The organism is Gryllotalpicola kribbensis, from assembly GCF_039538245.1.
In the GTDB taxonomy this organism is placed as follows: domain Bacteria; phylum Actinomycetota; class Actinomycetes; order Actinomycetales; family Microbacteriaceae; genus Gryllotalpicola; species Gryllotalpicola kribbensis.
Map to the genome: position 1 here is coordinate 140101 of NZ_BAABBX010000015.1, position 26578 is coordinate 166678.

The following is a 26578-nucleotide window of genomic DNA, read 5'->3' on the forward strand; positions in this document are numbered from 1 at the left end:
AGCCATCATGGCCGCTTTCGCGCGGCCGGGGGCTCATTCGTCTTCGTCGCGCTCCCACGGCCAGCGGGGGCGGCCCCGCTCGGCGACGCGCGAGGCGAGCACCAGCGTGTAGAGCAGTGCGACGACGAAGGCGATGATTCCCGCGCAGATCGCGAACGGGCCCGTGAGCAGGCCGCCGAAGAAGATGAGCGCCCCACGGGGTCGCCACGGCCGAGGAGGAAGGCGAGGGCGGCGAACAACGCCCAGGCCAGGTACGCGCCGACGCCGATGCCGGCAGCTGCGAGTGGGGCGACCCGCTGGCGCGACTCGGGGACGCGCAGAGCGATCAGCAGCAGGCATCCGATCACCAGCAGCGTCGCGGCGGCGGCCGCGACCGGCCCCGCCAGCTCGCCCGCGCGCCGGTCGGCGATGACCTCGGTGCCGGAAAGCAGCGAGATCACGCCGAACGCGGCGATCAGCAGCGCGAGGAAGAGACCGGAGGCGAAGATCGCGACCGTCGCGGCGTACTTCCTGAAGCCGGGCACAGCAGCGGGCGGTGCGAGCTACGGGCGAGCGGTCGACGCCTCGAGGTCGGCTTCGTAGGCCTGGCGCGCCTCGAGGTTGCGGCGCTTGGCGACCTGGCCGTGGAAGGCGATCCAGGCGCCGAACCACGTGACGACCTCGAGTGCGATGAAGCTCACGACGGTGGCGACCCAGAGGTAGGGGATGTTCGACTGGAAGTAGTCGCGGGTGAAGGTCTCGAACTCGCCCGGCGTCAGATTCCAGGCGCGGTTCGTCAGCAGCGCCGCGCCGTAGTAGGAGGCGAACACGAGGGCCGCGACGAAGACGCTGCCGAGGACGTAGCCCCACCAGCGGCCGCGATTGACGATCGCGACGAGTGCGATGAAGGCGGCGGTGAAGACCGCGAGCGGGACCCAGAAGTCCCAGCCCTTCGCGTAGCTCTCGAGGTAGTTGACGGCCCGGTCGCCGCCGTAGCGGATGAGCAGGATTCCGTAGGTGGCGCCCAAGTCGGCCGCGGCGAACACGACCGCGGCGAGGACGGCGATCAGGATGCCGAGGCCGCGGTTCCCGCGCTTCTTCGGCGGCGTCGGGGTCTGCAGGTAGGTGGGGCCGCCGTAAGGCGCCGGCGCGGGGGTCTGAGTCGGCTCGGCGACGACGGCCGGTGGCGCGAGCTGGGTGTGCGCGGGCTCTGCCGACTCTGTGATGGCGCCGGCGGCGGCCGCGTCGTAGCGCGGCTCGGCCCCCGGCTCGCCGGCACGGACGGTGTCGGCGGTCTCGGGCGCGGGGGCCTCGTCGGCTGCGGTGGTGACAGGGGCGGCGGTGTCGTCGGCGGGTGCGTCGACAGACTCGCCCGCGGGGGCGGCCGGCACCTCGGGCTCGGGGGCGACGTGATCTGACGCGGCGACCGGCTGGTAGTCGGGCGGCAGCGTCGGAGCGACGCCGGTGTCGGTATGGTCGGCCGGGTCCGAGCTCGTCGTCAGGGGCTGCTCGCCGGTGTTCAGCTCGCGTGCCGTCTCATCGGCGAGAGGGGTCGGCTCGTCGGGACGCGGCGTCGGCGTGGTGTCGCTCATGGGGGTCACAGTAGCAATCACCCCAGGTGGCGCCAGGGATTGACGCGTCTAGCCTTCGAGCGGGGCGGCGAGGACGAGCAGGTCCATGCGCCCTTCCTGAACGACCTCGCCGGTCTGCTTGCGCAGGGTCAGCCGGCGCTCGAGCACCCCGTACTCCCCCGAGCTCGTCGGTCGCGCCGACAGGATCTCGACCGTGAGCGTCAGGGTGTCGCCGATGAAGACCGGCGCCGTGAACTTCCACTCGTCGATGCCGAGCAGGGCGACCGCGCTGCCCTCGAAGACCCCCGTGCGGGCGATCAGGCCGAGGCAGAGCGACGCACCGAACATGCCGTGCACGATGCGCTGGCCGTAGCGGGTGCCCTTCGCGAACTCGGCGTTGGTGTGCACCTCGTTGTTATCGTTCGTGAGCGCGGCGAACTGGTAGACCTCGCCCTCGGTGACGGTGTGGCCGGGCGTCGTGAAGGTCTGGCCTGCGTGGAAGTCGGGGAGGTACAGCGGCATGCCCCTACCGTAGCGAGGCGGGCGGCGAGCCATCGGGCCCGACGCGCACCCGGTCAGACGGCCAGGCCGAAGAGGGCGAGGTAGGCGTCCGTCAGAGGCGCGCCGGCCGTGATGCCGGCCCACGCGCCCGCGAGCATCCAGGGGCCGAAGGGAATGGCTGAGGCGCGCCCCGCACGACGCGCGACCAGCAGGGCGATCGCGAACAGGCCGCCGAGCAGGAACGCAGCGAAGGCGCCGACGATCAGCTGCGGAACGCCGAGGTGGCCGAGGAACAGCCCGAGCACACCGGCGAGCTTGACGTCGCCGAAGCCCATGCCGCGCGGCGAGCCGACGGCCACCGCGAAAAACACCACGAACAGCGCGGCTCCCCCGGCGGGCATGATGACCAGTGCGGCCCAGTCGCACGCGATGGCGGATGCCCCACCCAGCAGCGCCCCGCCGACGAGATAGCTCGGCAGCACGATGCGATTCGGCACCCGGTGCACCTCGAGGTCGATCAGCGCGAGCGGGACCGTGATGACCGCGAGGTAGAGGAACGCCGCGAGCTCGACGATCGAGGCGGCGAGGTGCGCGGCATCCCCCGATTGCCAGCGCGCCAGCGCGAACCAGACGGCGACGGCTGCGAGCCCGAGTACGACGCCGAGCTGGGCGAGCGGGCGGCGCGCCACGCTCGGTTCGGCGGGGGCGCGGCATGTGCGTCGCAGCATGGACCCCGACAGTAGCGGGAGTGGTCGAAGCAGCCGCCGCGTTCTCCACAGGGCGCTCGGGACGCGGTCTAGAGGCGCTGCAGAGCCCAGATGCCGGCTGCGGCCGCCACGATGACGGCCAGCCAGATGGCCCCGACCATGATCAGAGCGCGGCGGCGCCAGGCGCGTCGCCCGTCGTTCTGATGCGCGACGATCTCATGCGCGGAGAGCTGCCGCGGCGCCCGCTGGCGGACCTTCCACGACGCGTCAAAGTCGGGAACCTGCGTGACCTCGATGTTCGTGCGCGCCTTGTAGCGCACGATGCTGCCCGACGGCACCTCGGGCGGGCGGAAGTCGAGCAGGTGGATGTCAGTGACCGGCGGCGCCTGCGGGGGGAGCGCACGGCCCACGGTGAACTTCGCGGCCGCCTCGGTCTGCGCCACCCGGCGCGCGACGACCGGCGCCGTGTCCTCGATCGTGCCGTGGCCCTCGGTGACGACCGTGTCGTCGTTGTCAGGCATCTTCAGCGCCTTCCTGGTCTCCATTCGGCTGCGCCGAGTCGACCGGCGGAGCGGCCTCCTGCGCCGAGTCGACCGGCGGGGCAGCCTCCTGCGCCGAGTCGACCGGCGGGGCAGCCTCCTGCGCCGAGTCGACCGGCGGAGCGGCCTGCCGCGCCGCCTCGGGGGCGACATCGACGAGGACGACCGTGATGTTGTCGTGGCCGCCGTGGTCGAGCGCGAGCTGCATCAGCGCGTCGACCGCCTCGCCCGGGTCGCCGTGCTGGGCGAGCACGTCGTAGAGCTCGGGCTCGCTGAGCTCGCCGTGCAGCCCGTCGGAGCAGATGAGGATCCGCTCCCCCGGCTCGACGGGGTGCACCCAGTAGTCGGCCGGGCTGTCGGGGGCGCCGACGGCCCGCGTGATGACGTTGCGGTGCTCGAAGGTCTCGGCCTCCTCCGGGGTGAGGTTGCCGGCATCCAGTTGCTCTTGCATGTACGAGTGGTCGATCGTCATGCGCTCGAAGCGGGCCCCGACCACGCGATAGACCCGCGAGTCGCCCACGTTCAGCACGAGCCAGTACGGCGCCCCGTCGTGGCGGACCTGCACGACGCCGGTCAGCGTGCTGCCCGCGCCGCGGCGGGTGCGGTCGCTCAGCGCGGCGACGGTCTGGTGCGCGCGGCGCATCGCGTCGGCGACCTCGTCGGGCCTGACGTCGTCGCGGCCGACCAGCGGCGAGAAGGCGCGCACCACGGCAGCGCTCGCCACGGCGCCGGCGTCGTGGCCGCCCATGCCGTCGGCGACGATGTAGACGGGGAAATCGGCGAGGAACGCGTCCTCGTTGCCGCGGCGGTGGCGGCCGGCGTCGGTGCCCGCGGCCGTGCGGAGCTGCGGATCGGCGCCCGTCACGACGACGGTCTCATGGCGGTGGCGGCGGTCAGGCACCCTGCACCACCTTCACGCCGAGCTCGCCGAGCATGAACTGCGGGGTCACGCGGGCGCGGTTGCGTGCGCCCAGTTCCGATTCTTCGTTGGTGCGGGGGTCGATGAGCCAGACTCCATTGGTCGAATCGAGGTCGGTGATGTGCCAGTCTCCTCCGACGAACTCGAGCACCGCATGCGTCGCCGAGACCGAGAGCGCGTCGTCGGTCACCGCGATCAGCTGGGCGCCCGGGTAGAGCGGATGCGCCGAGGGACGCCGCCCCAGGATCGCAGACGCCCCCGTGAGCTCGACGCGCGCTCCCATCGTCGTGTGCACCCACCACCGCGGGCGGCGGCGGGCCGAGATCACGGTCGCGTCGGCGTTGCCGGTGATGATCGTCTCGTCGTCCTGCGGGCGGCGGATGATCGTCGCATCGTTGTCGAGTTCGAGCTCGGGGGTCACGGATGCCGGGGCGGCGGGGTCTCCATTCGGCTGCGCCGAGTCGACCGGCGAGAGCGGGGTGGGCGCGTCGACCTGCGAGGGCAGGGCGGGGTCTCCATTCGGCTTCGCCGAGTCGACCAGCGGGGGCTGGGGCGCGGAAGGGACGAGCGGGACAGGCTGCGGGGCGCGGGTGGGCTCGGCCGGGGCATCCGGCGCCGCCATACCGGGCATGGGTGCGATGAAGCCAGCAGCGCTGATCGGCGTCTCGTCGAGGGGCTGCTGCGAGTCGTCGCCCGTGGGAATCGTGAGCGGTGCCTGCGGCGGCCGCTGCGCCGACCAGACGAGCGGTTCGGAAGAGGCGCGCAGATCGATGCGGCGCTGCAGGCCGAGGGCGAGGGTCCACACCCACCAGGCGACCACGGCGAGCACCGTGTACCAGCCGCTGCGACCCAGCTTGCGGTTGATGCGGTGCGTCGCGATGAACAGCATGATCGCGCCGACGACGTTGACGATCGGGATCACGAGGGCGATCAGCCAGAACTCGCTCATGCCGCCCAGGCGGTAGACGGTGGCGATGTTGACGAAGGGGATCCAGGCGCGCGAGCGGTCGACGCTGAGCGCCTCGAAGATGCCGCGCAGGCCGAGCGGTACCACGATGAGCCAGATGGCGAGCGCGACGACGAGCGGTGCGAGCAGCACCGCAAGTCCGGCGCCGCCGCCGAGCGGCGTGGAAACGGCGTCCGTGTAGGACGGGGTCATCTTTCTCCTCCACCGGTGCGGAAGGACCGCAACGAGACCAGGGCGAGCAGCCGGCGCCACCGCGGAAAGGCGGCGGCGAGCTTGTCGCGCTGCTCGTCGAGCTGCGCCCAGAACCGCTCCGCCTCGTCGGGGGTCGGATCGAACGCGCCGAAGACGGCCTCGTCGGCACCGTGTGCCAGTGTACGCAGGGTCGCGGAATCGGCGGCGCGGGACGCGGCGGCGTAGACCGCCGCGGCTTCGACGCGCGTGCGCACCCCGGGCGACGGCAGGCCGAGATCGACCGCGGTGTCGACGAGCTCGTCCCAGCCGGAGGCGATGCTGGCCGCTGCGGACTCGGCGGCTCGGCGCTCGCGGCGCCGCGCGGCCTTGACGATCACGAGCGCGATCAGCGGCGCGACCAGCACCAGCAGCACGAGTGCGATCGTGCCGCCGATGCGCAGAACGGGCAGCCACACGCCGGGGCCGAGCGGCGACTTCGGCGTGTGCTCGTTGTTCTGGTGGTTGCCACCGCTCGGGTTCGCCTCGGGCGGCGGCTGCACCGTCGCCGCGTGCTGCTGCACCTGGGTCGGCACCTTGGGCACGCTCGACGTCACGGTGTGGTCGGCGAGCGGCAGCTTGCTCTGCGGCGTGGTGTCGAACGGCACCCACTGCCCGTCGGCGCCCTGCACCTCGACCCAGGCGGTGAGGTTCTTGCCGCGGCACACTCCCCCATCGCAGGCGGGGATCGCATCGGCATCCGCCCCGCCCCCGGCGATCGTGAAGCCGAGCACGACGCGCGCGGGGAACCCGAGCGATTGGGCGATGAGAGCGGATGCCACCGCGAACTGCTCGTCGTCGCCGACGCCGGCGACCAGCTCGGCGGCGGGGGCGCTGTCGCCCTTCTCCTGTTGCTGGCGCAGCAGGTCGCTAAACAGGTCGCCGATGCGGTCCATCGACTCGCCCGCGAGGCTCTGCTTGAACTTCGGGCCGGGCGCGCTCACGGACTCGAGCCAGGTGGGCGCCGTTGCGGTGCCCTTGCCCGGGTTGACGAGCGAGTGGCTCAGATACCCGCGGGCGCGCAGCCGCTCGATCAGCTCGGAGAGCGCCTGCCCGTCGCTGCCGAGCCCCTGAGCCTGCACCCACTGCGTGAGGCTGTCCGGCACGTTGTCGGTCACCGGCACGGCGCCCTGCGGCGGGGTGAGCGCGGCAGGGTTCGCGGACGCCGCCTGCGGCTGCGCGAGCAGGGTGTAGCGGTCGCCAGAGGACAGGGCGCCCAGCTCGGCACCGGCCTGCAGCGAGGTGTTGTAGTAGAAGCCGTCGGTCAGCGCGTTCACGTCGCTTCCCTCGAACCCGATCGCCTTGAGTCCCGACACCGTGGGCAGCCACACACCGGAGCCCAGTGCGTCGCGGAAGGCCGGGCCGATCGTGACGTCGAGCTCGGAGAGGCCCGCCGAGTGGTGCGAGCTTGTCAGCTGCGGCAGGTGCTCGAACGCGCTGCTGCGATCGGAGTCGTTCGGCAGCACGGTGTACTGCTGGCCGTTGTAGAAGCTCATCGTCGCGATGCGCAGCCGGCCGAGCTGCTTCGCGTCGCCCGAGTAGCTGAGCACGGCCGAGTTGTACGGGTCGCTCCCGTCGGACGAGAACGCCGCCCGATACGTCGTCAGCGGGCTCGTGTACTGGCTGAGCTGCGCCGTCGGGTCGACGGTCGAGCGCAGCACATGGCGCTGGCTCGGCTCGAGCGCCGTCGACGAGAGCGGCACCGCGACCGCGAGACCGACCAGCGCCACCGCCACGGCGCCCGCGATGCGCCGCACGTTGCCCGCCGCGGCGCCGCCGGGGCGACGGATGCCCGAGGCGGCGGCCGCCTGCCGAAGAGCGACGGTGCGCGCGTGCTGGCCGCGCCAGACGAGGAATCCGCCCGCGATGCCCACCGCCATCACCCCGACGATCGTGTGCAGCAGCGCCGCCACGTGGAAGGCGCCGATGGTGAGCCCCTGGCCGTTCGCCGTCGTGCCGAACACGATCGCGAAGGCCGTGGGCACCAGCATGATCGGCACGAGCGCGCCGTAGCCGCGCACGCGGCCGAAGACGATCGAGAACGCCGCCGTCGTGCACACGAGCATTGTGATGAGCAGCGGCACGAGCAGGGTCTGGAAGTGGCCGACCGGCGCCGCCACGGTGACCAGCTTCTTCCAGTCGCCGACCGTCGCCGCCAACAGGTCGCGATAGGCGCCGAGGAAGTCGGCGCGCGAGGCGAAAGCGCTCGGAATCGCAAGGGGAACACCGAAGACGAGGTATGCCGCGGCGGTGCAGCCCGCGATCGTCAGCCACGACCACCGGCGCAGCCTGCCGAGCAGAACGACGGATGCCGCGATCACGACCGCCCCGCCCACCGTGATCAGCAGGTACCAGGTCTCATAGATCGGCCAGGCGGCGAACGCGCCGACCGCGACGAGGGCGAGCACGAAGCCCAGGTCGACGATCAGCGCCGCATCGGGGCGCGTGGAGCGCCGGCGCCGCGCGGCCATCAGGCGGCCCTCCGCAGCATCGACCGGAAGTCCTCGAGCAGCGGGATCGTCAGCACGCCGACCTCGCCGAGGCGGCCGTAGCCCGGCCGCGCCTCGGGGTCGGCGACGATCGCCACCACCTGCACGCCGGGGTCGAAGCGCAGCGGCAGCTGCATGAGGCGAGTGCGGTCGACCGACGATCCGCACACGACGAACGCGATCGACAGGTCGCTCATGGCTCGCGCCGCCAGGGTGCAGACCTCTTCGAACGGCATCGCCGAGGGCGAGCGCTCGACCGTCGAGAGATCGTCGAGCAGCGCGGTCGGTGTGAGGACGGAGAGCGAGCGGATGGCGCGCACCGAGTTCTTCGCCACGTCGAGGATCTGATCGCTCGCGACCACCGCGATCTGGCGCCCGTCGCGCACGGCGCGGATGCCGAGGGAGCCGACGATGCTGACGGCGAGCTCGTATTCGTCGTCGGTCGCGAACTCGTCCTCGTGCATGCCGAGCACGAGGGCGAGACGCGCCCGGCGGGTCTCTTCGAACTGGCGCACCATGAGCCGCCCGGTCTTCGCCGTGGACTTCCAGTGCACGTGACGGCGCCCGTCGCCGGGCTGGTACTCGCGGATCTGGTGGAAGGCGATGTCCTCGGCGACGACGTCGCGACTCGGCGTGCCCTCGAGGTCGCGCACGAAACCCGAGCTGGTCGACGGCACCGCCACGGTCTTCGGGTGCACGAACAGCCGGTGCACGTCGGCCCAGGCCGCCTCGCGCTTGAGCGTTCCGAGCGGGTCGGTGCGCACGGTCGTGACGGGGCCGATGTCGATGATGCCCCGGCGGTAGGCGGGCACGATGAGGTCCTCGCCGTGGGTGTGCCCCTGGCGCAGCAGCGGCACCCAGACATCCGTCAGCCCACTGCCGATCGGCACGTCGATGCGGCTCGGCAGCGCGATGCGCCGCGACGTGTTCGTCACGGTGAGCGTGCCGACCACCTCGGACCCCGCCACGACGCGCTCGACCGGAAGGCTGAAGCCCACCTGATATGCGAGCGAGCCGGCCAGGAACGGCACGGCGATGATCAGGATCGTCACGGCGATCAGGCCGGCGACGATGAACTCCATCCAGCCGAGGGCGAGACCGACGGGCAACAGCACGAGCGCGCAGGCGAGGGCGAGCCAGCCGACCGGCGTGACGGTGCCGGAGACCCGCGACCAGGCGGTGTTCGCCGCCGTCTGGATCTCGCGCCCGGAGCGCACCGCCCACACGGCGAAGCGCGTGCGGGCGCTCCACGACTCCGAGACGAAGTGCGTGGTGGTTCCGGTGCCGGTGACGGTGGCGCCGCTGCTGCCGGTCGAGTCGAAGGTCACGCCACGGTGCTCCTCACCGGCGGCACGACGTCGAGCAGGATCTGGCCGATGACGGCCTCGGGGGTGACGCCGTCGAACTCGGCCTCGGGGTCGAGCACGAGGCGGTGCGCGAGGGTCGGCACGGCGAGCGACTTCACGTCGTCGACGTTCACGTAGCCGCGGCCCTGGCCGGCCGCCCAGGTCTTCGCCGCCTTGGTGAGGGCGCGGGCGCCGCGCACCGAGACGCCGACCCGGGTCTGCGACGCCGTGCGGGTCGCCTCGACGATGCGGCCGATGTAGTCGAAGATCACCGGGTCGGCGTGCACCGCGCGCGCGATGGTCGACATGCCGACGAGCGCCTGCGGCGTGATCACCGGGTTCAGCTCGTGCGGCACCTCGCTCGTCGCCTCGAGGATGCGCACGGTCGCGGCGAGGTCGGGGTAGCCGAGGCTCGTCTTGATCATGAAGCGGTCGAGCTGCGCCTCGGGCAGAGGGTAGGTGCCGGCCTGCTCGATCGGGTTCTGGGTCGCGATGACAAGGAACGGCGCGCCGGTCGAGCGGGTGACGCCGTCGATCGTGACCTTGCCCTCTTCCATCGCCTCGAGCAGCGCCGACTGGGTCTTCGGGCTCGCGCGGTTGATCTCGTCGGCGAGCACGACGTTCGCGAAGATGGGGCCCGCGTGGAACTCGAACTCGCCGTTCTTCTGGTCGTAGACGGTGATGCCCGTGACATCCCCCGGCAGCAGATCGGGCGTGAACTGGATGCGCGTCGAGGTGCCGTGCACCGTCTCGGACATCGCGCGCGCAAGGCGCGTCTTGCCCGTGCCCGGCAGGTCTTCGAGCAGCAGATGGCCTTCGCTCACCATCGCGGTGAACGCGAGCTCGATGACGTGACGCTTGCCGAGCACCACCTGCTCGACATTGTCCGCCAGCGCCTGGAACGTGGATTGGAACCAGGTCGCCTGCTCAGAGCTGATCGCCATTGCTGTGCTCTCGCCTTCTCTCGTGTCTCTCAGTTGCAGCTGGGGTCGGGCGACACAGGACCGCCCGCATACGGATCGCCGAAACCCTGGGGCAGGTTGATCCGGTAGTCCGTCACCCGAAATTGGGTCGCTCCGGGCGGCAGCGTGACCGTCGCGTCGACGCCGTTGCCCTGCCCCGCGGTGGGCGTCGTAGCGCCGGGCATGACGTAGGTGTAGGCCACGATTCCGATGGATGCCTGACCGACTCCCTGCCCCTGCATCGTGATCTTGCCCGTCAGTGTGGTCACCGTCTGTCCCGTGCCCTGGTCGGTGCTCTGCTGCGCCGTGCACATAGCCGCGACCGCGCTCACCCTGAGCTGATAAGGCGCCGAACCATCGGCTGCGGCCACCTGCTTGGGCGCACCGCAGAAGTCATTCCCGCCGAAGGCGCAATAGCGCGCGGTGAAGCTCGGCTGGGCGCCGAACTCGTCCTGGTCGCTGCCCGTGATCTGCAGGCTGTAGACACCCTGCTGCGAGCCGCTGCCGCAGTCCGGCTTTCCATCGCGGCCGTACTCGAAATCGGGCAAAGTTGCGCTCTGCTTCGTGATGTCGTAGTTGCAGTCACTCGGCGTCGGCGCGTTCGACTGGTCCCACACGATCTGCTGGCCGAGGTCGCCCATGGCAACGCCGTACTGGTTCGTATAGCAGACGAACACTTCGTAGCGCTGGAACTGATTCAGGGAGTGGATCGTGGTTCCGTCTCCGATACGGCCACCCTGCGGAAGTGAGGTGTCGATGGTCGCACTGCCGCCCGAGTTCGAGCACTGGGGCGCGGCACCCGCCGGCACCGCGATGTAGACGTAGGCGTCGGACTTGTCGCTGCCGTTGCGCACACCTTGAGCGGGCGAGGTCACCGTGATGGAGTCGTCGGTCGCCGTGAGGCCGCCTCCACCGTTGACCGATGGCAGGCCGGCGGGGGTCACCGAGGTCGAAGTCGGGCTGGCGCCGACGCTGTCGCCCGGCGGCTGATCGAAGCGGCTGACGGGCGTGACCGTGACCTCGGTCGGCTGGCCGGCGGCCGCCGAGAGCCGCACCGTCGTGTGGTCGCCGCCGCCGACATTCACCGTCTGGGTATTGCCGCTCCACTGCACGGTGTAGGCCGAGGCCGTGCTGTCGGTGTTCGGAATCGTCAGGTCGAAGGCGCCCGTCGTCGCCGTCGTGATGTTGCCGTCGAAGACGGGCTTCGCGCTCACGCCGCCGATGACGGGCTGCGCGAACGCCCAACCGGCGGTCTGCACCGCCGTGCGCGATTCGCCAACGCTGTTCACCGACTTCACCTGGAAGGTGTGCTGGTCGCCGTTCTTCAGCCCCTTCACCGGCGGGCAGGCGCCGTTGGCGTCGCAGCTCACCGAGGCGCGGCCGTCGACATAGACGTGGAAGCCCGTGAGCGCCGGGTACGAACTGGCGGCGTCGCCGGGCGAAACGGCGAGCGTCACGCTGTCGCCTGAGAACGCGACCTGAGAGACGGATGCCGGCGCTGCCGGATACCCCTTCAGCTCGAACGACAGCGTTCCCGCTTCGGCGCCGGAAGCGCTGCGCTTCCCCTGCGCGTCCTGCACGTCGAACGGCACGGTGCACCGGCCGCCGGGGCTGTCGGCCGCCCAACGCGCAGAGACGGTGCGGCTGTCTGACACGGCGAAGGTCACGCCGGTGCAGCCGGTCACCGTGTCGGCGACCGAGACGACCTTGAGCGGGGTGCCGGGGTATGCGTTCACCTCGTCGTGCAGGCCGACGACCGTGGTGCTGCAGCTGCTGCCCTGCGCCTCGGAGCAGCTGAGCGCGACCGAGCCGCCCGCGGGGCGGGTATTCGGCGCCGGGCCGACCTTCAGGGTGATGTCGGCGGTCGTGCCCACACCGCTGTACCCGCGGATGCTGACCTGCGCGACCTCTTCCAGGCCCGGCTGAGCCGTGTCGTTGGCGCGCACGGAGATCGTCTGACCGCCCCGTGTCACGCTGAACAGGTGGCCGCCGTACGCGACGTTGAAGTCCAGGCCGCTCAAGTCGCTGTGGCCGAGCCACGTCGTCATCTGACGCAGGTCGAACTTCACGGCGCCCTGCCCCGGGCTCACGGTCAGCGACGCCGGCCGCAGCTCGGGCAGCGGTTTCTTCGGGATCACCTGCACCGGCACGGCGATCATCGTGTACTCGGACTGACCGCCGAGGCGCACCGGGGCGAGGCACGCGTCCGTCCACGGCGCGCCGTCGCCTGCGTCATACGTCAGGTTGTTCTGGCTGTCGATCGAGCAGGTGGCGTTCTTGCGCACCTTCGTCGTCTTGATCTCGCCGCTCTGCGCGTTCAGCACCTGGCCTGACGGGATGCTCACGATCGACCGCAGGTCGACGCTCTTCGTGCCGCCCTCGGCGACCTTGAGCGGCTTCGCATCGGATTTGAGGGCGAGGATCACGTCGGCGAGGGCCGGAACTCGCAGGAATCCGTAGGTCGTCGCTGGCTGCCCCGTGAAATCGTCGCCCGTCAGCTTGAACGGAACCAGCAGACCGGCGCTCGGCACGTGCGTCACCTTGATCGCATCGCCGTCGACCGAAACCCCGTCGATCTTCTTGTAGAGCGACAGCTTGAGACCCGCGATGTCGCCCGAGCCCCACGAGACCTTGCCGGCCACGACATCAATGCCCTGGGCGAGACGACCGCGGTTCTGCGCATCGACGACCGTGTCGACCGCGATCGGGTAGTCGGGCACGTGCCCCACGACCACATCGACGACGATGAGACCCGCGCTCACGTCGCCCTGCGCGTTCTTCACCGAGTAGGTGTAGGTGAGCGTGCGCGCGAGCGGGGTCGACGTGATGACGACCCGCGACGAGTTCTGCGAGCCGATGTGCTGCTGCAGCAGCTCGTACGCCGCGGTTCCCTTCGGCGCGTCGGGCGTGACGCTCACGAGCTGCAGCTCGCCGCCGGTGGGGTCGACGTCGTTCGAGGCGGGCTGCACGACGACCTGGTGCCCCTGCCCCGCCTGCACCTGGACGTAGTCGCTGAAGGTCACCGGCGCAGGGTCGGTCTGAGCATTCAGCACACCGACCATGACGGTCGCCTGCCCCGTCTCACCCTGAGCGTCGCGCACGCGGTAGGTGAAGCTCTGCTGGCCCTGGCTGTCGGCGAGGGCCGTGAAGACGATCGCGGTGCCGTCGGCCGAGATCTGCGCGGTGCCGTCGTCGGGCTGCGTCATGATGCGGTCGAGCGTGACCATGTCGCCGTCGGGGTCGACGCCGTACGGGTTGAAGGGGATGCGAACGGATGCCCCCGCCGTGACGCGCCCCGTCAGCGTCTGCGGCTGCGGCGGCCGGTCGCCGTCCTTGCTGAGGATGGTCACGCTGACCGTGGCCTCGGACTTCGCCGACGGATTCCCCGCCGAGTAGGCCGAGTAGCGCAGCGTGATGGGCGTCGACCCCGGCGAGGTCTGAGGCGCGAGGTAGCGCAGCACCTGCCCCGAGGCGAAGGCGAGGCCCTGGTGCGAGGCGTTCTGGATGCTCGAGGGGTCGAGCTCGACGATGTCGCCGTTCGGCCCCACATCGTTGGCGAGCACGGGGATGTCGACCTGCGCGCCGGCCCGCACCGTCACCGAGTCGTTGATCGCCACGGGCCGCGTCGGCGACTTCTCGGGCAGCAGGTACACGGTGGCGACGCCCGCCACGGTCATGTTCTGCGCGTTCGTGCCGTCGCTCACGGTGTAGTCGACCGTGCCGAGCAGCCCCGGCGAGCCGGTGCCCGTCGTGCCGCGCACCCGCAGCTGCGACTGGCCGACGACGTCGACATCGAGCGAGGCCCCGTCGGCCGGCTTCGGGCTCGGGTCGCTGAGGAGCAGCACGCGGCCCGTCGGGTTCTGCACGGCCGAGAACACGTCGACGGAGGTGTCTGTCTGCGGTCGCACGAACACCGTCACGGGCGAGGTGGACAGCAGCGGCTGATCGGGCGGCACGACGGTGATGCGCACCGTGCCGGTGACCGTCGCCTTCGTGGCCGAGTCCGACACTGTCATCGTGACCGGGTAGCTGCCCGGCTGCTTCGCGGTGAAGTCGAAGGTCGAGCCCGAGCTGTCGACGTTCACCGTCGCCTCGGCGTCGGCCCCGCCGCCGTTCGCGGAACCGGAATCGGCGAGGTTCGAGGTCGCGAGGGTGGCACTCGTGATGCGCGGCGTGCCCTTCGCGCCGCGGATGTGCGAGCTCGGATCGACGGTGAGGGGCACGCCGGCGGCCGTCATGAGCCCGAAGTTCTCGACCTGGAGCGTCGGCTGCGCCGTGATCGTGATCTGCAGGTCCTTCTCGGCCGTGGCGCCGTTGACGTCGGAGATCGTCACGGGAATCGGCACCGTCCTCGGCTGCGCGGTCGCGAGCGCCTGGAACACGACGGTGCCGTCGGGCGAGACGCTGACCGTGTAATCGGTGCCCGTCGCCGTCGACTGCGCGAACATCGGGTCGCCGTCGGGGTCGACCCAGCCGCGCAGCACAGGGACCTTGACCGACCCGCCCGGCGCGACGCTGACGCCGCTCGGCCACTTGTAGAGGCAGTTGCGGTCGTTGTTGCACCACGCGGGCGCCCGGTTCGCCCCTGCCGGGCTCACGGTGAGGGTCACCGTGGCCGGCTTCGACTTGAGGCCGCCGCCGCCCGCCGTGCCGTCGGTCACGGTGTACTGGAACGTCGCGGTTCCCGTCGCGCCCGGCTTCACCTGAACCGTCACAGCTTGGGCGTTGTTCGCGATGGATGCCGTGCCGAAGCCCGGATCGAGGCCGGTGAGCGACCCCGGCACGATCGAGATCACGTCGCCGTTGGGGTCGGAATCGTTCAGCATCACGGGCAGCGAGACGAGCGAGCCGGCGCGCACCCCGAAGGCGTCGTCGACGGCCACGGGCGGCTCGGGGTTCGTCTCGCGCTCGGTCGGCTTGTTCTGCGGGTCTGGAGCAGTGACATCCTTCTGGTTGAGATCCCAGTTCTGCGAGCCCTGCACGATCTTGCCGGAGGGCACCGACCAGATCCACCCGCTCGTGGTGTCGTTCAGGATCTCTGAGCTGCCGTTGCCGCGGAACACCGGCGTCGCCGCCGCGCGCAGCGTCTTGCCCGCGTAGTCGAGCTTCGCGGTCTTCGCGCGCAGCTCGCCCGAGAGCCCGGGGCGCCCGGTCCAGAGCGTGCCCTGCCCGCCGCCGGTGGGCACCCACGCGGCATACAGCGTCGATCCCTGCCAGGCGGGAGCGGCCGGAGTGCCGCTGAGCTGGTCTGCGAGCCGGGTGCGCGTTCCGTTCTTCAGCTGGAACGAGACGAGCCGGCTCGCGTCGGCAACGACCACGACCGCCCGCTTCGCCGACGGCTGCTGCAGCACCGGCTTGCCGCTGAGCGAGGTCGGCAGCGCGCCGCGCACCCCTCGGATCCACAGGCGCGCGCCACCTGGTGCGAGCAGCGCCCACGTGTCGCCCACGGCGGTGATGGTCGCGCCAGGTCGATCGGGGCCCGTCGCGACGGCATCCGTGCCCAGTGTCCTGCCGGTCGTGATGTCGTAGCGCAGCACCGCATGCGTCGTGTGCGAGTAGGCATACAGCACGCCGTCGGTTCCGATCGCGACCGTGTCGGCGCTGAACGCGCGCGTGCCGCCCTTCCCCGGCGACGTCACCGTCTGCGGCGTCTTGGTGCCGTCCTCGATGCGGCCGGCGCGCACCGCGCCCGTGTTCGACAGGTACGCCACGTAGTCGCCCGTGTGCACGACCGACACCGTGCCCGCGGGCGTGTCGCTGAAGCCCGACGAGGTCGCCGTGTAGGCGGCGGGCTGCGCGAGATCGACGGATGCCACCTTCGCATCGCTCTGCGAGTAGAGGAGCACGTGGCCGCTCGACTGCACCAGGTCGCTCGGGCTCGTGACGCTCTTCACCGTGTCGAGCTCGCCGAGGGCCGTGTCAACGCGCGCGTAGCGCTCGCCCTGCCCCGTCTGCAGCGCCCAGACCGAGCTGTCGTCGACCTTCGTCTGCGCGACGTCGTAGCCGCCGGCCGCGAAGGCGCCCGCGACGAGGGCGCCGGCGGCCACGACGGCCGCGCCGACCTTGAACCACGTACTGCGCAGCGTGACGCTCCATCGCGCCCGCCGCCCGCCGGGGGCTGCCACTTACAAGACCCCCGAATACACCAGCCAGATCGCCGCCCCGACGACGGCGACGGCGATCGCGCCGCCCACGATGCCCGCCACGCCGGCGGCGCTGAGCCGTGCCCGCTCGGTGACGGCCTCACCGCGAGAGGCGACGATCGTGTTGCCGCCGGTCTCCATGCGGCCCACATGGGCCTGCCTGCGGGTGCGATTGCTCTCGACCGGGACGGTCGAGACGACGGCGCCGCGCACGCCCGTGTTCCCGAAGTCCTCGGGGCGCGACTGCGGCGCCCATTCGTCGACGGCGAGCTCGAGGGGGGTGATCGGGAGCCCGAGGTCGGTCTGAGCCTGCTGCAGCTCGCGGGCGAGCGCGAGCATGCTCTGCTGGCGGGCATCCGGCGACTTCGACATCGCTTTCATCAGGACGCGCTGCACCTGGTCGGGAACGTCGTCGGGGAGCGTGCGGGGGCGCTCGCGGATGATGCGCATGCGCTGCTTGGCGCGCGAGTTCTCGCTCTTGTCGGGCTTCTCGAACGGCGCGTGGCCGGCCAGCAGGGTGTAGACCGTCGCCGCCAGCGACCAGACCTCGCTCGTGACCGTGCCCGTTGTCGTCTCGTTGAGCACCTCGGGGGCGCTCCACGGCACGCTCATCGCGAAGACCTCTTCGTGATGGCTGCTCGCGAGGCTGGTCGCGATGCCGAAGTCGCCGAGCACGGGGGCGCCGAACGCGGTGAGCAGGATGTTCGACGGCTTGATGTCGCGGTGCAGCACGCCCGCGCGGTGCGCCGTCTCGAGCGCGCTCGCCATCTTGATCGCGACGTGCAGGGCGCGGTCGACGGCGACGCGCTCACTCACGCCGTTCTCGTCGCGGCGGATGAGCGGCGACGGGCAGTACTCCATGACGAGGTAGGGGCGGCCGTCGGCCGAGATGCTCGCGGCGTGCACGGTGAGGATAGAGGGGTGCGGGCTCAGCTTCGCCATCACGTCTGCCTCTGCGTTGAACATCCGCAGCACGTCGGAGTCGACGAGGTTCGCGAGCAGCACCTTCACGGCCACCGAGCGGCGCGGCATGTCCTGCTCGTAGAGGAACACGTCGGCGAACCCGCCGGTGCCGAGCGGGAACCTGTAGTCGTAACCCGAGAGTACGGGGGGCTGCGACGGCGGCCGATGAGCCATCCGGATCTCCCCCTCCTCTCAGGCGCGTGCAACAACGATAACCGAGGCAAGATGTGGTATCGCCCGCTGCGCCCCCGAAGGTGTCACACGCGGCTCGTACGCCGATTCCCGGTCACCACAGCTCGGGCGGCAGCGGGTTCTTCATCGCTTCCGGGTCGGCGCGGCCGGTCGCCACGTAGACCGCGTCCGCAAGCATGCCGCGCAGACCCGAGATTCCGGCGCCGTGCCGGCTCGGGTGCACGCGGTTGGTCAGCAGGGCGATGCTGATGCCGGCGTCGCGGTCGGTCTGCAGCGACGTGCCGGTGAACCCGGTGTGACCGCGCACGTTCCAGCCGTTGCGGCCCATCATGTTGAGCTGGCCGATGCGCGGGCCGAGGCTGTGGTCGTAGCCCGACGGGGTGTCGCGCTCGCGGCCGGCGCCCAGCATGCGGCCGAGCTGCGGCGCCCACATCCACTCGCCCAGGATCTCGCCGCCGCCGACGCGCAGCGCCTCGGCCAGCGCCAGCAGGCCGGCGGCCGTGCCGAACAGCCCCGCGCTCGCGCCGCGGCCGCCGAACACCCAGGCGGTCTCGTCGTGCACGACGCCGCGCAGCAGGCCGCGGCCGAAGCGCGTGTCGTACTCGGTGGCGACGGATGCCTCGGCCGGAGCACCGAAGGCGAGGTCGGCCTCGAGGCCCAGCGGCCGCAGGGTGCGCTCGGTCACGAGCCGCTCCCACGGCACGCCCGTCACCGACTCTGCGAGGGCCATGGCCGTGTTGTAGCCGGCGTCGGAGTAGCGGAAGTGCTCGCCGGGGGCGGAGGCGAGCGGCGTCTCGAGCAGCCCCGCGAGCAGGGCCTCGCGATCGTCGAAGGGGGTCGCCGCGAGCGGCGGCGCATCGGCCGGGCGGTGGGCGAGGTGGTCGAGCAGGGGCTGCTCCCAGCCGTGCCAGCTGGCCGGCAGACCGCTCGTGTGCGTCAGCAGATGGCGCAGCGTGACCTGCTTCTTGGCGCCGGCCCGGTAGGCCGGCAGCTTCACCCCCAGCGGCTCGTCGAGGTCGAGCGCGCCGTCTCTGACGAGCGAGAGGATCGTGTGGGCGCTCGCGAGCTTGGTGACGGATGCCAGGTCGAACCGGGTGTCGCGGGTGACCGGCTCGCCGGCATCCGCCCCGACCCTGTCTCCGTTCGCGTCGACGGATGCCTTCACGCCGACTTCGAGCTCGACGACGGTCTCTCCGTCCACGCTCACCGCGACCGCTGCACCCGAGAACCCGCCGAGCGCGAGCCGCTCGTCGAGAAGCGCGCGGACGCTCTGCTCGACGGTCGTGTTCACGCGGCCAGCCTATGCGGTGGGTTCGCGTGCGCGCGGGGCGCACCTCCCCGTGCCCCTCGGACGCGAGAAGGCCCCCGCCGAAGCGGGGGCCTTCCTGTCGCACTGGCTGCTACTAGTTGTAGGTGCCGGGCGTGTAGTCGTCGCTCGAGAAGGAGTCGAAGTCCACGAAGGACAGCGAGTTCTCGTCGAACACCGAGTCGTCGGAGAAGATGCGGTTCGGGTAGCGCTCCGCCTTCGCCTCCTCCGTCGCGTCGACCGTCACGTTGCGGTAGCGACCGAGGCCGGTGCCGGCCGGGATCAGCTTTCCGATGATGACGTTCTCCTTCAGGCCGATCAGCGGGTCGCTCTTGCCCTCCATGGCGGCCTGCGTGAGCACGCGGGTGGTCTCCTGGAAGGAGGCCGCCGACAGCCACGACTCGGTCGCGAGCGAGGCCTTGGTGATACCCATGACCTCCTGGCGGGCGGCCGCGGGCTTCTTGCCCTCGGCCACCGCGGCGCGGTTGACCTCGACGAAGCGCGAGCGGTCGACCAACTCGCCGGGCAGCAGCTCGGTCTCGCCGTGCTCGACGACGGTGACCTTGCGCAGCATCTGGCGAACGATGACCTCGATGTGCTTGTCGTGGATCGGCACACCCTGCGAGCGGTAGACGCCCTGCACGCCGCCGACGAGGTGCTCCTGCACGGCACGGACGCCCATGACGCGCAGCACCTCCTTCGGGTCGACCGAGCCGATGATCAGCTGCTCGCCGAGCTCGACGTGCTGGCCGTCCTCGACGCGGAGGGTCGAGCGCTTCAGGACCGGGTAGACGTGCGGCTCATCGCCGTTGTCGGGCGTGAGGATGACCTTGCGGCTCTTCTCCGTCTCCTCGATCTTGATCGTGCCCGCGGCCTCTGCGATGGGCGACGAACCCTTCGGGGTACGCGCCTCGAAGAGCTCCTGCACACGGGGCAGACCCTGCGTGATGTCGTCAGCACCGGTGGTACCGCCCTGGTGGAAGGTACGCATCGTCAGCTGGGTGCCGGGCTCACCGATGGACTGCGCCGCGATGATGCCGACGGCCTCGCCGATGTCGACGAGCTTGCCGGTGGCCAGCGAGCGGCCGTAGCACTTCGCGCAGACGCCGACCGACGACTCGCAGGTCAGGACCGAGCGCACCTTGATGCGCTCGACGCCGGCCTCGACGAGCTTGTCGATGAGCACGTCGCCCACGTCGGAGCCCGCCTCGGCCACGACGGTGCCGTCGGCACCGACCGCGTCGACGGCCAGGGTGCGGCCGAACACCGAGTTCTCGACGTTCGGGTCGCGGGTGAGCACGCCCTCGGCGTTGTTCGCCGCGATCGCGAGGTCGAGGCCCTTGTTCGTACCGCAGTCGTCCTCGCGGATGATGACGTCCTGCGAGACATCCACCAGACGACGGGTCAGGTAACCCGAGTCGGCGGTGCGCAGAGCGGTGTCGGACAGACCCTTACGAGCACCGTGGGTGTTGATGAAGTACTCGGCAACGGTCAGGCCCTCGCGGTAGCTCGAGAGGATCGGGCGCGCGATGGTCTCACCCTTCGGGTTCGTCACCAGGCCGAGAAGACCCGCGATGTTACGGATCTGCAGCCAGTTACCACGGGCGCCGGAGCTCACCATGCGGTAGATGGTGTTGTCCTTCTCGAAGTTGTCGCGCATGGCCGCCGCGACCTCTTCGGTCGCCTTGGTCCAGATGTTGACAAGCTCGAGACGGCGCTCGTTGTCGGTGGTGAGACCGCGGTCGTACTCGCTCTGGACCTTGGCGGCCTGCTTCTCGTACTTGGCGATGATCTCCTTCTTCTGGGGAGGAGTCGACACGTCGGACATGGCCACCGTGACGCCCGAGCGGGTCGCCCAGTAGAAGCCGGCGTCCTTGACGCGGTCGAGCGTCGCCGCGACCTCGACCTTCGGGTACCGCTCGGCGAGGTCGTTGACCAGCTGCGAGATGCGGCCCTTGTCGGCGACGGCCTCGACGTACGGGTAGTCCGCGGGAAGCGCCTCGTTGAAGAGCGCGCGGCCCAGCGTGGTCTCGATCGTCGCGGTCGAGCCCTGCACGAAGCCCTCGGGCGCGGTCTCCTCGTCGAGGTAGAGGTCCGTGAGACGGAGCTTCACCTTGGCGTTGAGGTCGAGCGTGCCCTGGTCCTTCGCGAGGATCGCCTCGGCGACCGACGAGAACGCGCGGCCCTCACCGAGCGCACCCTCCTTGACGGTGGTCAGGTGGTGCAGACCGATGATCATGTCCTGCGCGGGCAGGGTGACCGGGCGGCCGTCGGAGGGCTTCAGGATGTTGTTCGAGGCGAGCATCAGGATGCGGGCCTCGGCCTGGGCCTCGACCGACAGCGGCAGGTGCACGGCCATCTGGTCGCCGTCGAAGTCCGCGTTGAACGCGGCACACACGAGCGGGTGCAGCTGGATGGCCTTGCCCTCGACGAGCAGCGGCTCGAAGGCCTGGATGCCGAGACGGTGCAGCGTGGGCGCACGGTTCAGCAGCACGGGGCGCTCGCGGATGATCTCCTCGAGGACGTCCCAGACCTGCGGGCGCGAACGCTCGACCATGCGCTTGGCCGCCTTGATGTTCTGGGCGTGGCCCAGGTCGATCAGGCGCTTGATCACGAACGGCTTGAACAGCTCGAGCGCCATCTGCTTGGGCAGACCGCACTGGTGCAGCTTCAGCGTCGGGCCGACGATGATGACCGAGCGGCCCGAGTAGTCGACGCGCTTGCCGAGCAGGTTCTGGCGGAAGCGACCCTGCTTTCCCTTCAGCATGTCGCTGAGGGACTTGAGGGCGCGGTTGCCGGTGCCGGTGACGGGGCGACCGCGGCGGCCGTTGTCGAACAGCGCGTCGACGGCCTCCTGCAGCATCCGCTTCTCGTTGTTCACGATGATCTCGGGGGCACCGAGGTCGAGCAGACGGCGCAGGCGGTTGTTGCGGTTGATCACGCGGCGGTACAGGTCGTTCAGGTCGGAGGTCGCGAAGCGGCCGCCGTCGAGCTGGACCATCGGGCGAAGCTCGGGCGGGATGACCGGCACGACGTCGAGCACCATCGCGGCCGGCGAGTTGCCGGTGGCGAGGAACGAGTTGACGACACGCAGGCGCTTGATCGCGCGGATCTTCTTCTGGCCCTTGCCCGTGGCGATCTGCTCGCGCAGCGTCTCGGCCTCGGCCTCCAGGTCGAAGTCCTGCAGGCGACGCTTGATCGCCTCAGCACCCATGTGGGCCTCGAAGTAGAGGCCGTAGCGGTCGACGAGCTCGTTGAAGTCGGCGTCCTCGGGCTTGAGGTCGCCGACCTTCAGCGTGCGGAACGACTCCCAGACGCGCTCGAGACGAGCGATGTCCTCGTCGAAGGACTTGCGCAGCTGCGCCATCTCCTTCTCGGCGCCGTCCTTGACCTTCTTCTTCTGGTCGGCCTTGGCGCCCTCGGCCTCAAGGGCCGCGAGGTCGGCCTCGAGGCGGCCGAGGCGGTCGGCCACGGCTGCGTCGCGCTGGTCGCCCAGCGTCTTCAGCTCGAGACGGAGCTCGTTCTCGAGACCGGGCAGGTCGGCGTGACGCCCGTCCTCGTCGACGAAGATGACCATGTATGCCGCGAAGTAGATGACCTTCTCGAGGTCCTTCGGCGCCATGTCGAGCAGGTAGCCGAGGCGGCTGGGCACACCCTTGAAGTACCAGATGTGCGTCACCGGGGCGGCGAGCTCGATGTGGCCCATGCGCTCACGGCGCACGGACGACTTGGTGACCTCAACGCCGCAGCGCTCACAGACGATGCCCTTGAAGCGGACACGCTTGTACTTGCCGCAGGCGCACTCCCAGTCGCGGGACGGGCCGAAGATCTGCTCACCGAACAGACCGTCCTTCTCGGGCTTGAGGGTGCGGTAGTTGATGGTCTCGGGCTTCTTGACCTCACCGTAGGACCACTTGCGGATGTCCTCAGCGGTAGCAAGGCCGATGCGAAGCTCGTCAAAGGTAGTTGCGTCGAGCAATTTCTCTCCTACTTAGAAAAGTTCTCTGTTATCGGCCTGGCTTCAGATCTCTTCGATCGAAGAGGACTCGAAGCGGGCGGAGATGTTGATGCCGAGCTCTTCCGCAGCGCGGAAGGCCTCGTCGTCGGTGTCGCGCAGGCTGACCGCGGTGCCGTCTGCCGACAGCACCTCGACGTTCAGGCACAGCGACTGCATCTCCTTGATGAGGACCTTGAAGGACTCGGGGATGCCGGGCTCCTGGATGTTCTCGCCCTTGACGATCGCCTCGTACACCTTGACGCGGCCGAGGATGTCGTCGGACTTGATGGTGAGCAGCTCCTGCAGGGCGTATGCCGCGCCGTATGCCTCGAGCGCCCACACCTCCATCTCACCGAAGCGCTGGCCACCGAACTGCGCCTTACCACCCAGCGGCTGCTGCGTGATCATCGAGTAGGGGCCGGTCGAGCGGGCGTGGATCTTGTCGTCGACCAGGTGGTGCAGCTTCAGGATGTACATGTAGCCGACCGACACCGGGTCAGGGAACGGCTCGCCGGAGCGGCCGTCGAACAGGACCGTCTTGCCCGAGGAGCCGATCAGGCGCTCGCCGTCGCGGGTGACGAGAGTCGAGTCGAGCAGACCCGAGATCTCCTCTTCAGAGGCGCCGTCGAACACGGGCGTCGCGAGCTTCGTGTTCGGAGCCACCTCGCGCGCCTCGGGCGGCAGGCCCTTGGCCCACTCGGGGTCGCCCTCGATCTTCCAACCGGTCTTCGCGACCCAGCCGAGGTGCGTCTCGAGCACCTGGCCGAAGTTCATGCGACCGGGGATGCCGAGGGGGTTGAGCACGACGTCGACCGGCGTGCCGTCCGCGAGGAACGGCATGTCCTCGACGGGAAGGATCGTCGAGATGACGCCCTTGTTGCCGTGGCGGCCGGCGAGCTTGTCACCCGCGGTGATCTTGCGCTTCTGGGCAATGTAGACGACCACGCGCTGGTTGACGCCCGAGCCGAGCTCGTCGTCGCCGTCCTGCGCGTCGAACACCTTGACGCCGATGATCGTGCCCTCTTCGCCGTGGGGAACCTTCAGCGAGGTGTCGCGCACCTCGCGGCTCTTCTCGTTGAAGATGGCGCGCAGCAGGCGCTCCTCGGCGGAGAGCTCGGTCTCGCCCTTCGGCGTGACCTTGCCGACGAGGATGTCGCCGGGGCGGACCTCTGCGCCGATGCGGACGATGCCGCGCTCGTCGAGGTCGGCCAGCAGCTCCTGGCTGACGTTCGGCAGGTCGCGGGTGATCTCCTCCTTGCCGAGCTTCGTGTCACGGGCATCCACCTCGTACTCCTCGATGTGGATCGAGGAGAGGGTGTCGTCCTTCACGAGGTTCTGGCTGAGGATGATCGCGTCCTCGTAGTTGTAGCCCTCCCACGGCATGAACGCGACGAGCAGGTTCTTGCCGAGCGCGAGCTCGCCGTTCTCGGTCGCCGGGCCGTCGGCGATGACCTCGCCGACCTCGACGCGGTCGCCCGCGTTGACGATCACACGGTGGTTGTAGCTCGTGCCCTGGTTCGAGCGGTCGAACTTGCGCAGGTAGTAGTCCTGCGTGCCGCCCTCGTCGAGCTGCACGGTGACGACGTCGGCCGACACCTCGGTGACGACGCCGGCCTTCTCAGCGGTGACCACGTCACCCGCGTCGATCGCGGCGAAGCCCTCCATACCGGTGCCGACGACCGGGCTCTCGGAGCGCAGCAGCGGCACGGCCTGACGCTGCATGTTCGCACCCATCAGGGCGCGGTTCGCGGCGTCGTGCTCGAGGAACGGGATGAGGGAGGTCGCGACCGACACCATCTGGCGCGGCGAGACGTCCATGTAGTCGACCTGCTCGGCGGGGATCAGGTCGACCTCGCCGCCGACCTCACGTGCGAGCACGCGCTCCTCGGCGAACGAGCCGTCGGCCTTCAGCGGCGCGTTGGCCTGGGCGATGATGAACTCGTCCTCTTCCGCGGCGGTGAGGTAGTCGACCTGGTCGGTGACCTTGCCGTCGACGATCTTGCGGTACGGCGTCTCGATGAAGCCGAACGAGTTGATCCGCGCGAACGACGCGAGCGAGCCGATCAGACCGATGTTCGGGCCCTCAGGCGTCTCGATGGGGCACATGCGGCCGTAGTGCGACGGGTGCACGTCGCGGACCTCGACACCGGCGCGCTCACGCGAGAGGCCGCCGGGGCCGAGCGCCGACAGGCGGCGCTTGTGGGTGAGCCCGGCGAGCGGGTTGTTCTGGTCCATGAACTGCGAGAGCTGCGAGGTGCCGAAGAACTCCTTGATCGCGGCCACGACGGGGCGCACGTTGATCAGGGTCTGCGGGGTGATCGCCTCGATGTCCTGCGTGGTCATGCGCTCGCGCACGACGCGCTCCATGCGCGACAGGCCGGTGCGGACCTGGTTCTGGATCAGCTCGCCCACGGCGCGGATGCGGCGGTTGCCGAAGTGGTCGATGTCGTCGACGTCGAGGCGCACCTTGACCGGCTGGCCGTCGCGGATGCCGTCGAACTCGGTCTCGCCCGAGTGCAGCGACACCAGGTACTTGATCGTGCGAACGACGTCCTCGACGGTCAGGACCGAGTCGGTCAGCGGCTTGTCGAGGCCGAGCTTGCGGTTGATCTTGTAACGGCCGACCTTGGCGAGGTCGTAGCGCTTCGGGTTGAAGTAGAAGTTGTCGAGGAGCGCACGGGCGGCCTCGGCGGCCACCTGCTCGCCCGGACGGAGCTTCCGGTAGATGTCCTTGAGCGCCTCCTCCTTGGTGAGGATGGCGTCCTTCTCGAGGGTGGCGGCGATCGACTCGAAGCCCTTGAACTCCTCGAGGATCTCCTCGCTGGTCATCCCCAGGGCCTTGAGGAACACGGTGACCGACTGCTTGCGCTTGCGGTCGATGCGCACGCCGACCTGGTCGCGCTTGTCGATCTCGAACTCGAGCCACGCGCCGCGGCTCGGGATGATGCGGGCGCTGTAGATGTCCTTGTCGGAGGTCTTCTCGGGCGTGCGCTCGAAGTAGACGCCCGGCGAGCGGACCAGCTGCGACACGACGACACGCTCGGTGCCGTTGATGATGAACGTGCCCTTGTCGGTCATGAGCGGGAAGTCGCCCATGAAGACCGTCTGGGTCTTGATCTCACCGGTCTGGTGGTTCATGAACTCGGCCTCGACGTAGAGGGGGGCCGAGTAGGTCTTGCCCTTCTCCTTGCACTCGTCGATCGAGTACTTCCGCTCCTCGAGGAACGGGTTCGTGAACGAGAGCTGCATGGTCTCGCCCAGGTCCTCGATGGGCGAGATCTCCTCGAAGATCTCCTCGAGGCCGGTGCGGGTAGGAAGATCCTGACGACCCTGCGCGAGGCCTTCGGCCACACGGGCCTTCCACGCGTCGTTGCCGACCAGCCAGTCGAAGCTCTCGGTCTGGAGAGCCAGCAGGTCAGGAACGGTCAGGGTGTCGGTGATCTTGGCGAACGAAAGACGAGAGTGGTCTCGTCCGTTCTTCGGGTTGGTGGTCGATGCGTTGCGAGCAGCAGCCAAGGAAATAACCTCCGAAGGCCCATCGCGAATTGGGCCTCAAGTTACTGACGGTCTGGACGAGAACTCCCCGCGTTTCAGCTGCTCTATCTGACTCGCCCCGCCGATAAGGTGGGACTGCCCGGAGCACGCTTTGGTCACGCAGTGCCGACCGCAATATGAAGGCATGACGTTAGAGGGAGCGCAAAGGTCAAGTATATGGTGCGGCGCGTCGCCGTGTCCACCCGATTCTTGACTCGAATTGCTTCAAGGGGTA

At 69.9% G+C, this 26578-nt stretch carries 15 protein-coding genes; all 15 read right to left on the bottom strand.

What is annotated here, in order from left to right:
- Positions 1–5 precede the first annotated feature (5 nt).
- Complete coding sequence (locus ABD716_RS10160; RefSeq protein WP_344776443.1) at positions 6–524, bottom strand: hypothetical protein; 519 nt, start codon at positions 522–524, stop codon at positions 6–8.
- Between the two features lie 18 nt (positions 525–542).
- Positions 543–1571, bottom strand: coding sequence for a hypothetical protein (locus ABD716_RS10165; protein WP_344776445.1), 1029 nt, complete (start codon positions 1569–1571; stop codon positions 543–545).
- 48 nt (positions 1572–1619) lie between these two features.
- Positions 1620–2072, bottom strand: a complete 453-nt coding sequence (locus tag ABD716_RS10170; RefSeq protein ID WP_344776447.1) for a MaoC/PaaZ C-terminal domain-containing protein — start codon at positions 2070–2072, stop codon at positions 1620–1622.
- A gap of 53 nt (positions 2073–2125) precedes the next feature.
- The gene (locus ABD716_RS10175) at positions 2126–2779 is read right to left on the bottom strand and encodes a prepilin peptidase (protein ID WP_344776449.1); all 654 of its coding nucleotides are present in this window, start codon (positions 2777–2779) and stop codon (positions 2126–2128) included.
- 68 nt (positions 2780–2847) lie between these two features.
- A complete protein-coding gene (locus ABD716_RS10180) occupies positions 2848–3279 on the bottom strand; it encodes a hypothetical protein (RefSeq protein WP_344776452.1) in 432 nt (143 codons plus the stop codon).
- Positions 3272–4198, bottom strand: coding sequence for a PP2C family protein-serine/threonine phosphatase (locus tag ABD716_RS10185; RefSeq protein WP_344776454.1), 927 nt, complete (start codon positions 4196–4198; stop codon positions 3272–3274). Before ABD716_RS10185 ends, ABD716_RS10180 begins: the two co-directional genes overlap by 8 nt.
- On the bottom strand, positions 4191–5375 hold the full coding sequence (locus tag ABD716_RS10190; protein WP_344776456.1) for a DUF5684 domain-containing protein: 1185 nt from the start codon (positions 5373–5375) through the stop codon (positions 4191–4193). The genes ABD716_RS10185 and ABD716_RS10190 overlap by 8 nt, the downstream gene beginning before the upstream one ends.
- Positions 5372–7882, bottom strand: coding sequence for a transglutaminase domain-containing protein (locus tag ABD716_RS10195; protein WP_344776458.1), 2511 nt, complete (start codon positions 7880–7882; stop codon positions 5372–5374). The genes ABD716_RS10190 and ABD716_RS10195 overlap by 4 nt, the downstream gene beginning before the upstream one ends.
- On the bottom strand, positions 7882–9228 hold the full coding sequence (locus tag ABD716_RS10200; RefSeq protein WP_344776460.1) for a DUF58 domain-containing protein: 1347 nt from the start codon (positions 9226–9228) through the stop codon (positions 7882–7884). Before ABD716_RS10200 ends, ABD716_RS10195 begins: the two co-directional genes overlap by 1 nt.
- Positions 9225–10190, bottom strand: coding sequence for an AAA family ATPase (locus ABD716_RS10205; RefSeq protein WP_344776462.1), 966 nt, complete (start codon positions 10188–10190; stop codon positions 9225–9227). Before ABD716_RS10205 ends, ABD716_RS10200 begins: the two co-directional genes overlap by 4 nt.
- Before the next feature lie 29 nt (positions 10191–10219).
- Complete coding sequence (locus tag ABD716_RS10210; RefSeq protein ID WP_344776464.1) at positions 10220–16333, bottom strand: Ig-like domain-containing protein; 6114 nt, start codon at positions 16331–16333, stop codon at positions 10220–10222.
- Positions 16334–17488 (bottom strand): serine/threonine-protein kinase, encoded by a 1155-nt coding sequence (locus ABD716_RS10215; RefSeq protein WP_344776466.1) that lies wholly within the window; start codon positions 17486–17488, stop codon positions 16334–16336.
- Between the two features lie 112 nt (positions 17489–17600).
- Positions 17601–18797: a serine hydrolase domain-containing protein gene (locus ABD716_RS10220; protein WP_344776468.1), complete on the bottom strand. Its 1197-nt coding sequence runs from the start codon at positions 18795–18797 to the stop codon at positions 17601–17603.
- A 112-nt stretch (positions 18798–18909) separates the two neighbouring features.
- Positions 18910–22791, bottom strand: a complete 3882-nt coding sequence (locus ABD716_RS10225) for a DNA-directed RNA polymerase subunit beta' (RefSeq protein WP_344776470.1) — start codon at positions 22789–22791, stop codon at positions 18910–18912.
- Between the two features lie 42 nt (positions 22792–22833).
- Positions 22834–26325: a DNA-directed RNA polymerase subunit beta gene (gene rpoB / locus ABD716_RS10230; protein ID WP_344776472.1), complete on the bottom strand. Its 3492-nt coding sequence runs from the start codon at positions 26323–26325 to the stop codon at positions 22834–22836.
- Between the last annotated feature and the right edge of the window lie 253 nt (positions 26326–26578).

What these genes read in the sequence shown, in the direction of transcription:
- ABD716_RS10165 (WP_344776445.1), bottom strand. Translation starts at nt 1,571, where the DNA reads ATGAGCGACACCACGCCGACGCCGCGTCCCGACGAGCCGACCCCTCTC.
- ABD716_RS10170 (WP_344776447.1), bottom strand. Translation starts at nt 2,072, where the DNA reads ATGCCGCTGTACCTCCCCGACTTCCACGCAGGCCAGACCTTCACGACG.
- ABD716_RS10175 (WP_344776449.1), bottom strand. Translation starts at nt 2,779, where the DNA reads ATGCTGCGACGCACATGCCGCGCCCCCGCCGAACCGAGCGTGGCGCGC.
- ABD716_RS10180 (WP_344776452.1), bottom strand. Translation starts at nt 3,279, where the DNA reads ATGCCTGACAACGACGACACGGTCGTCACCGAGGGCCACGGCACGATC.
- ABD716_RS10190 (WP_344776456.1), bottom strand. Translation starts at nt 5,375, where the DNA reads ATGACCCCGTCCTACACGGACGCCGTTTCCACGCCGCTCGGCGGCGGC.
- ABD716_RS10195 (WP_344776458.1), bottom strand. Translation starts at nt 7,882, where the DNA reads ATGGCCGCGCGGCGCCGGCGCTCCACGCGCCCCGATGCGGCGCTGATC.
- ABD716_RS10205 (WP_344776462.1), bottom strand. Translation starts at nt 10,190, where the DNA reads ATGGCGATCAGCTCTGAGCAGGCGACCTGGTTCCAATCCACGTTCCAG.
- ABD716_RS10215 (WP_344776466.1), bottom strand. Translation starts at nt 17,488, where the DNA reads ATGGCTCATCGGCCGCCGTCGCAGCCCCCCGTACTCTCGGGTTACGAC.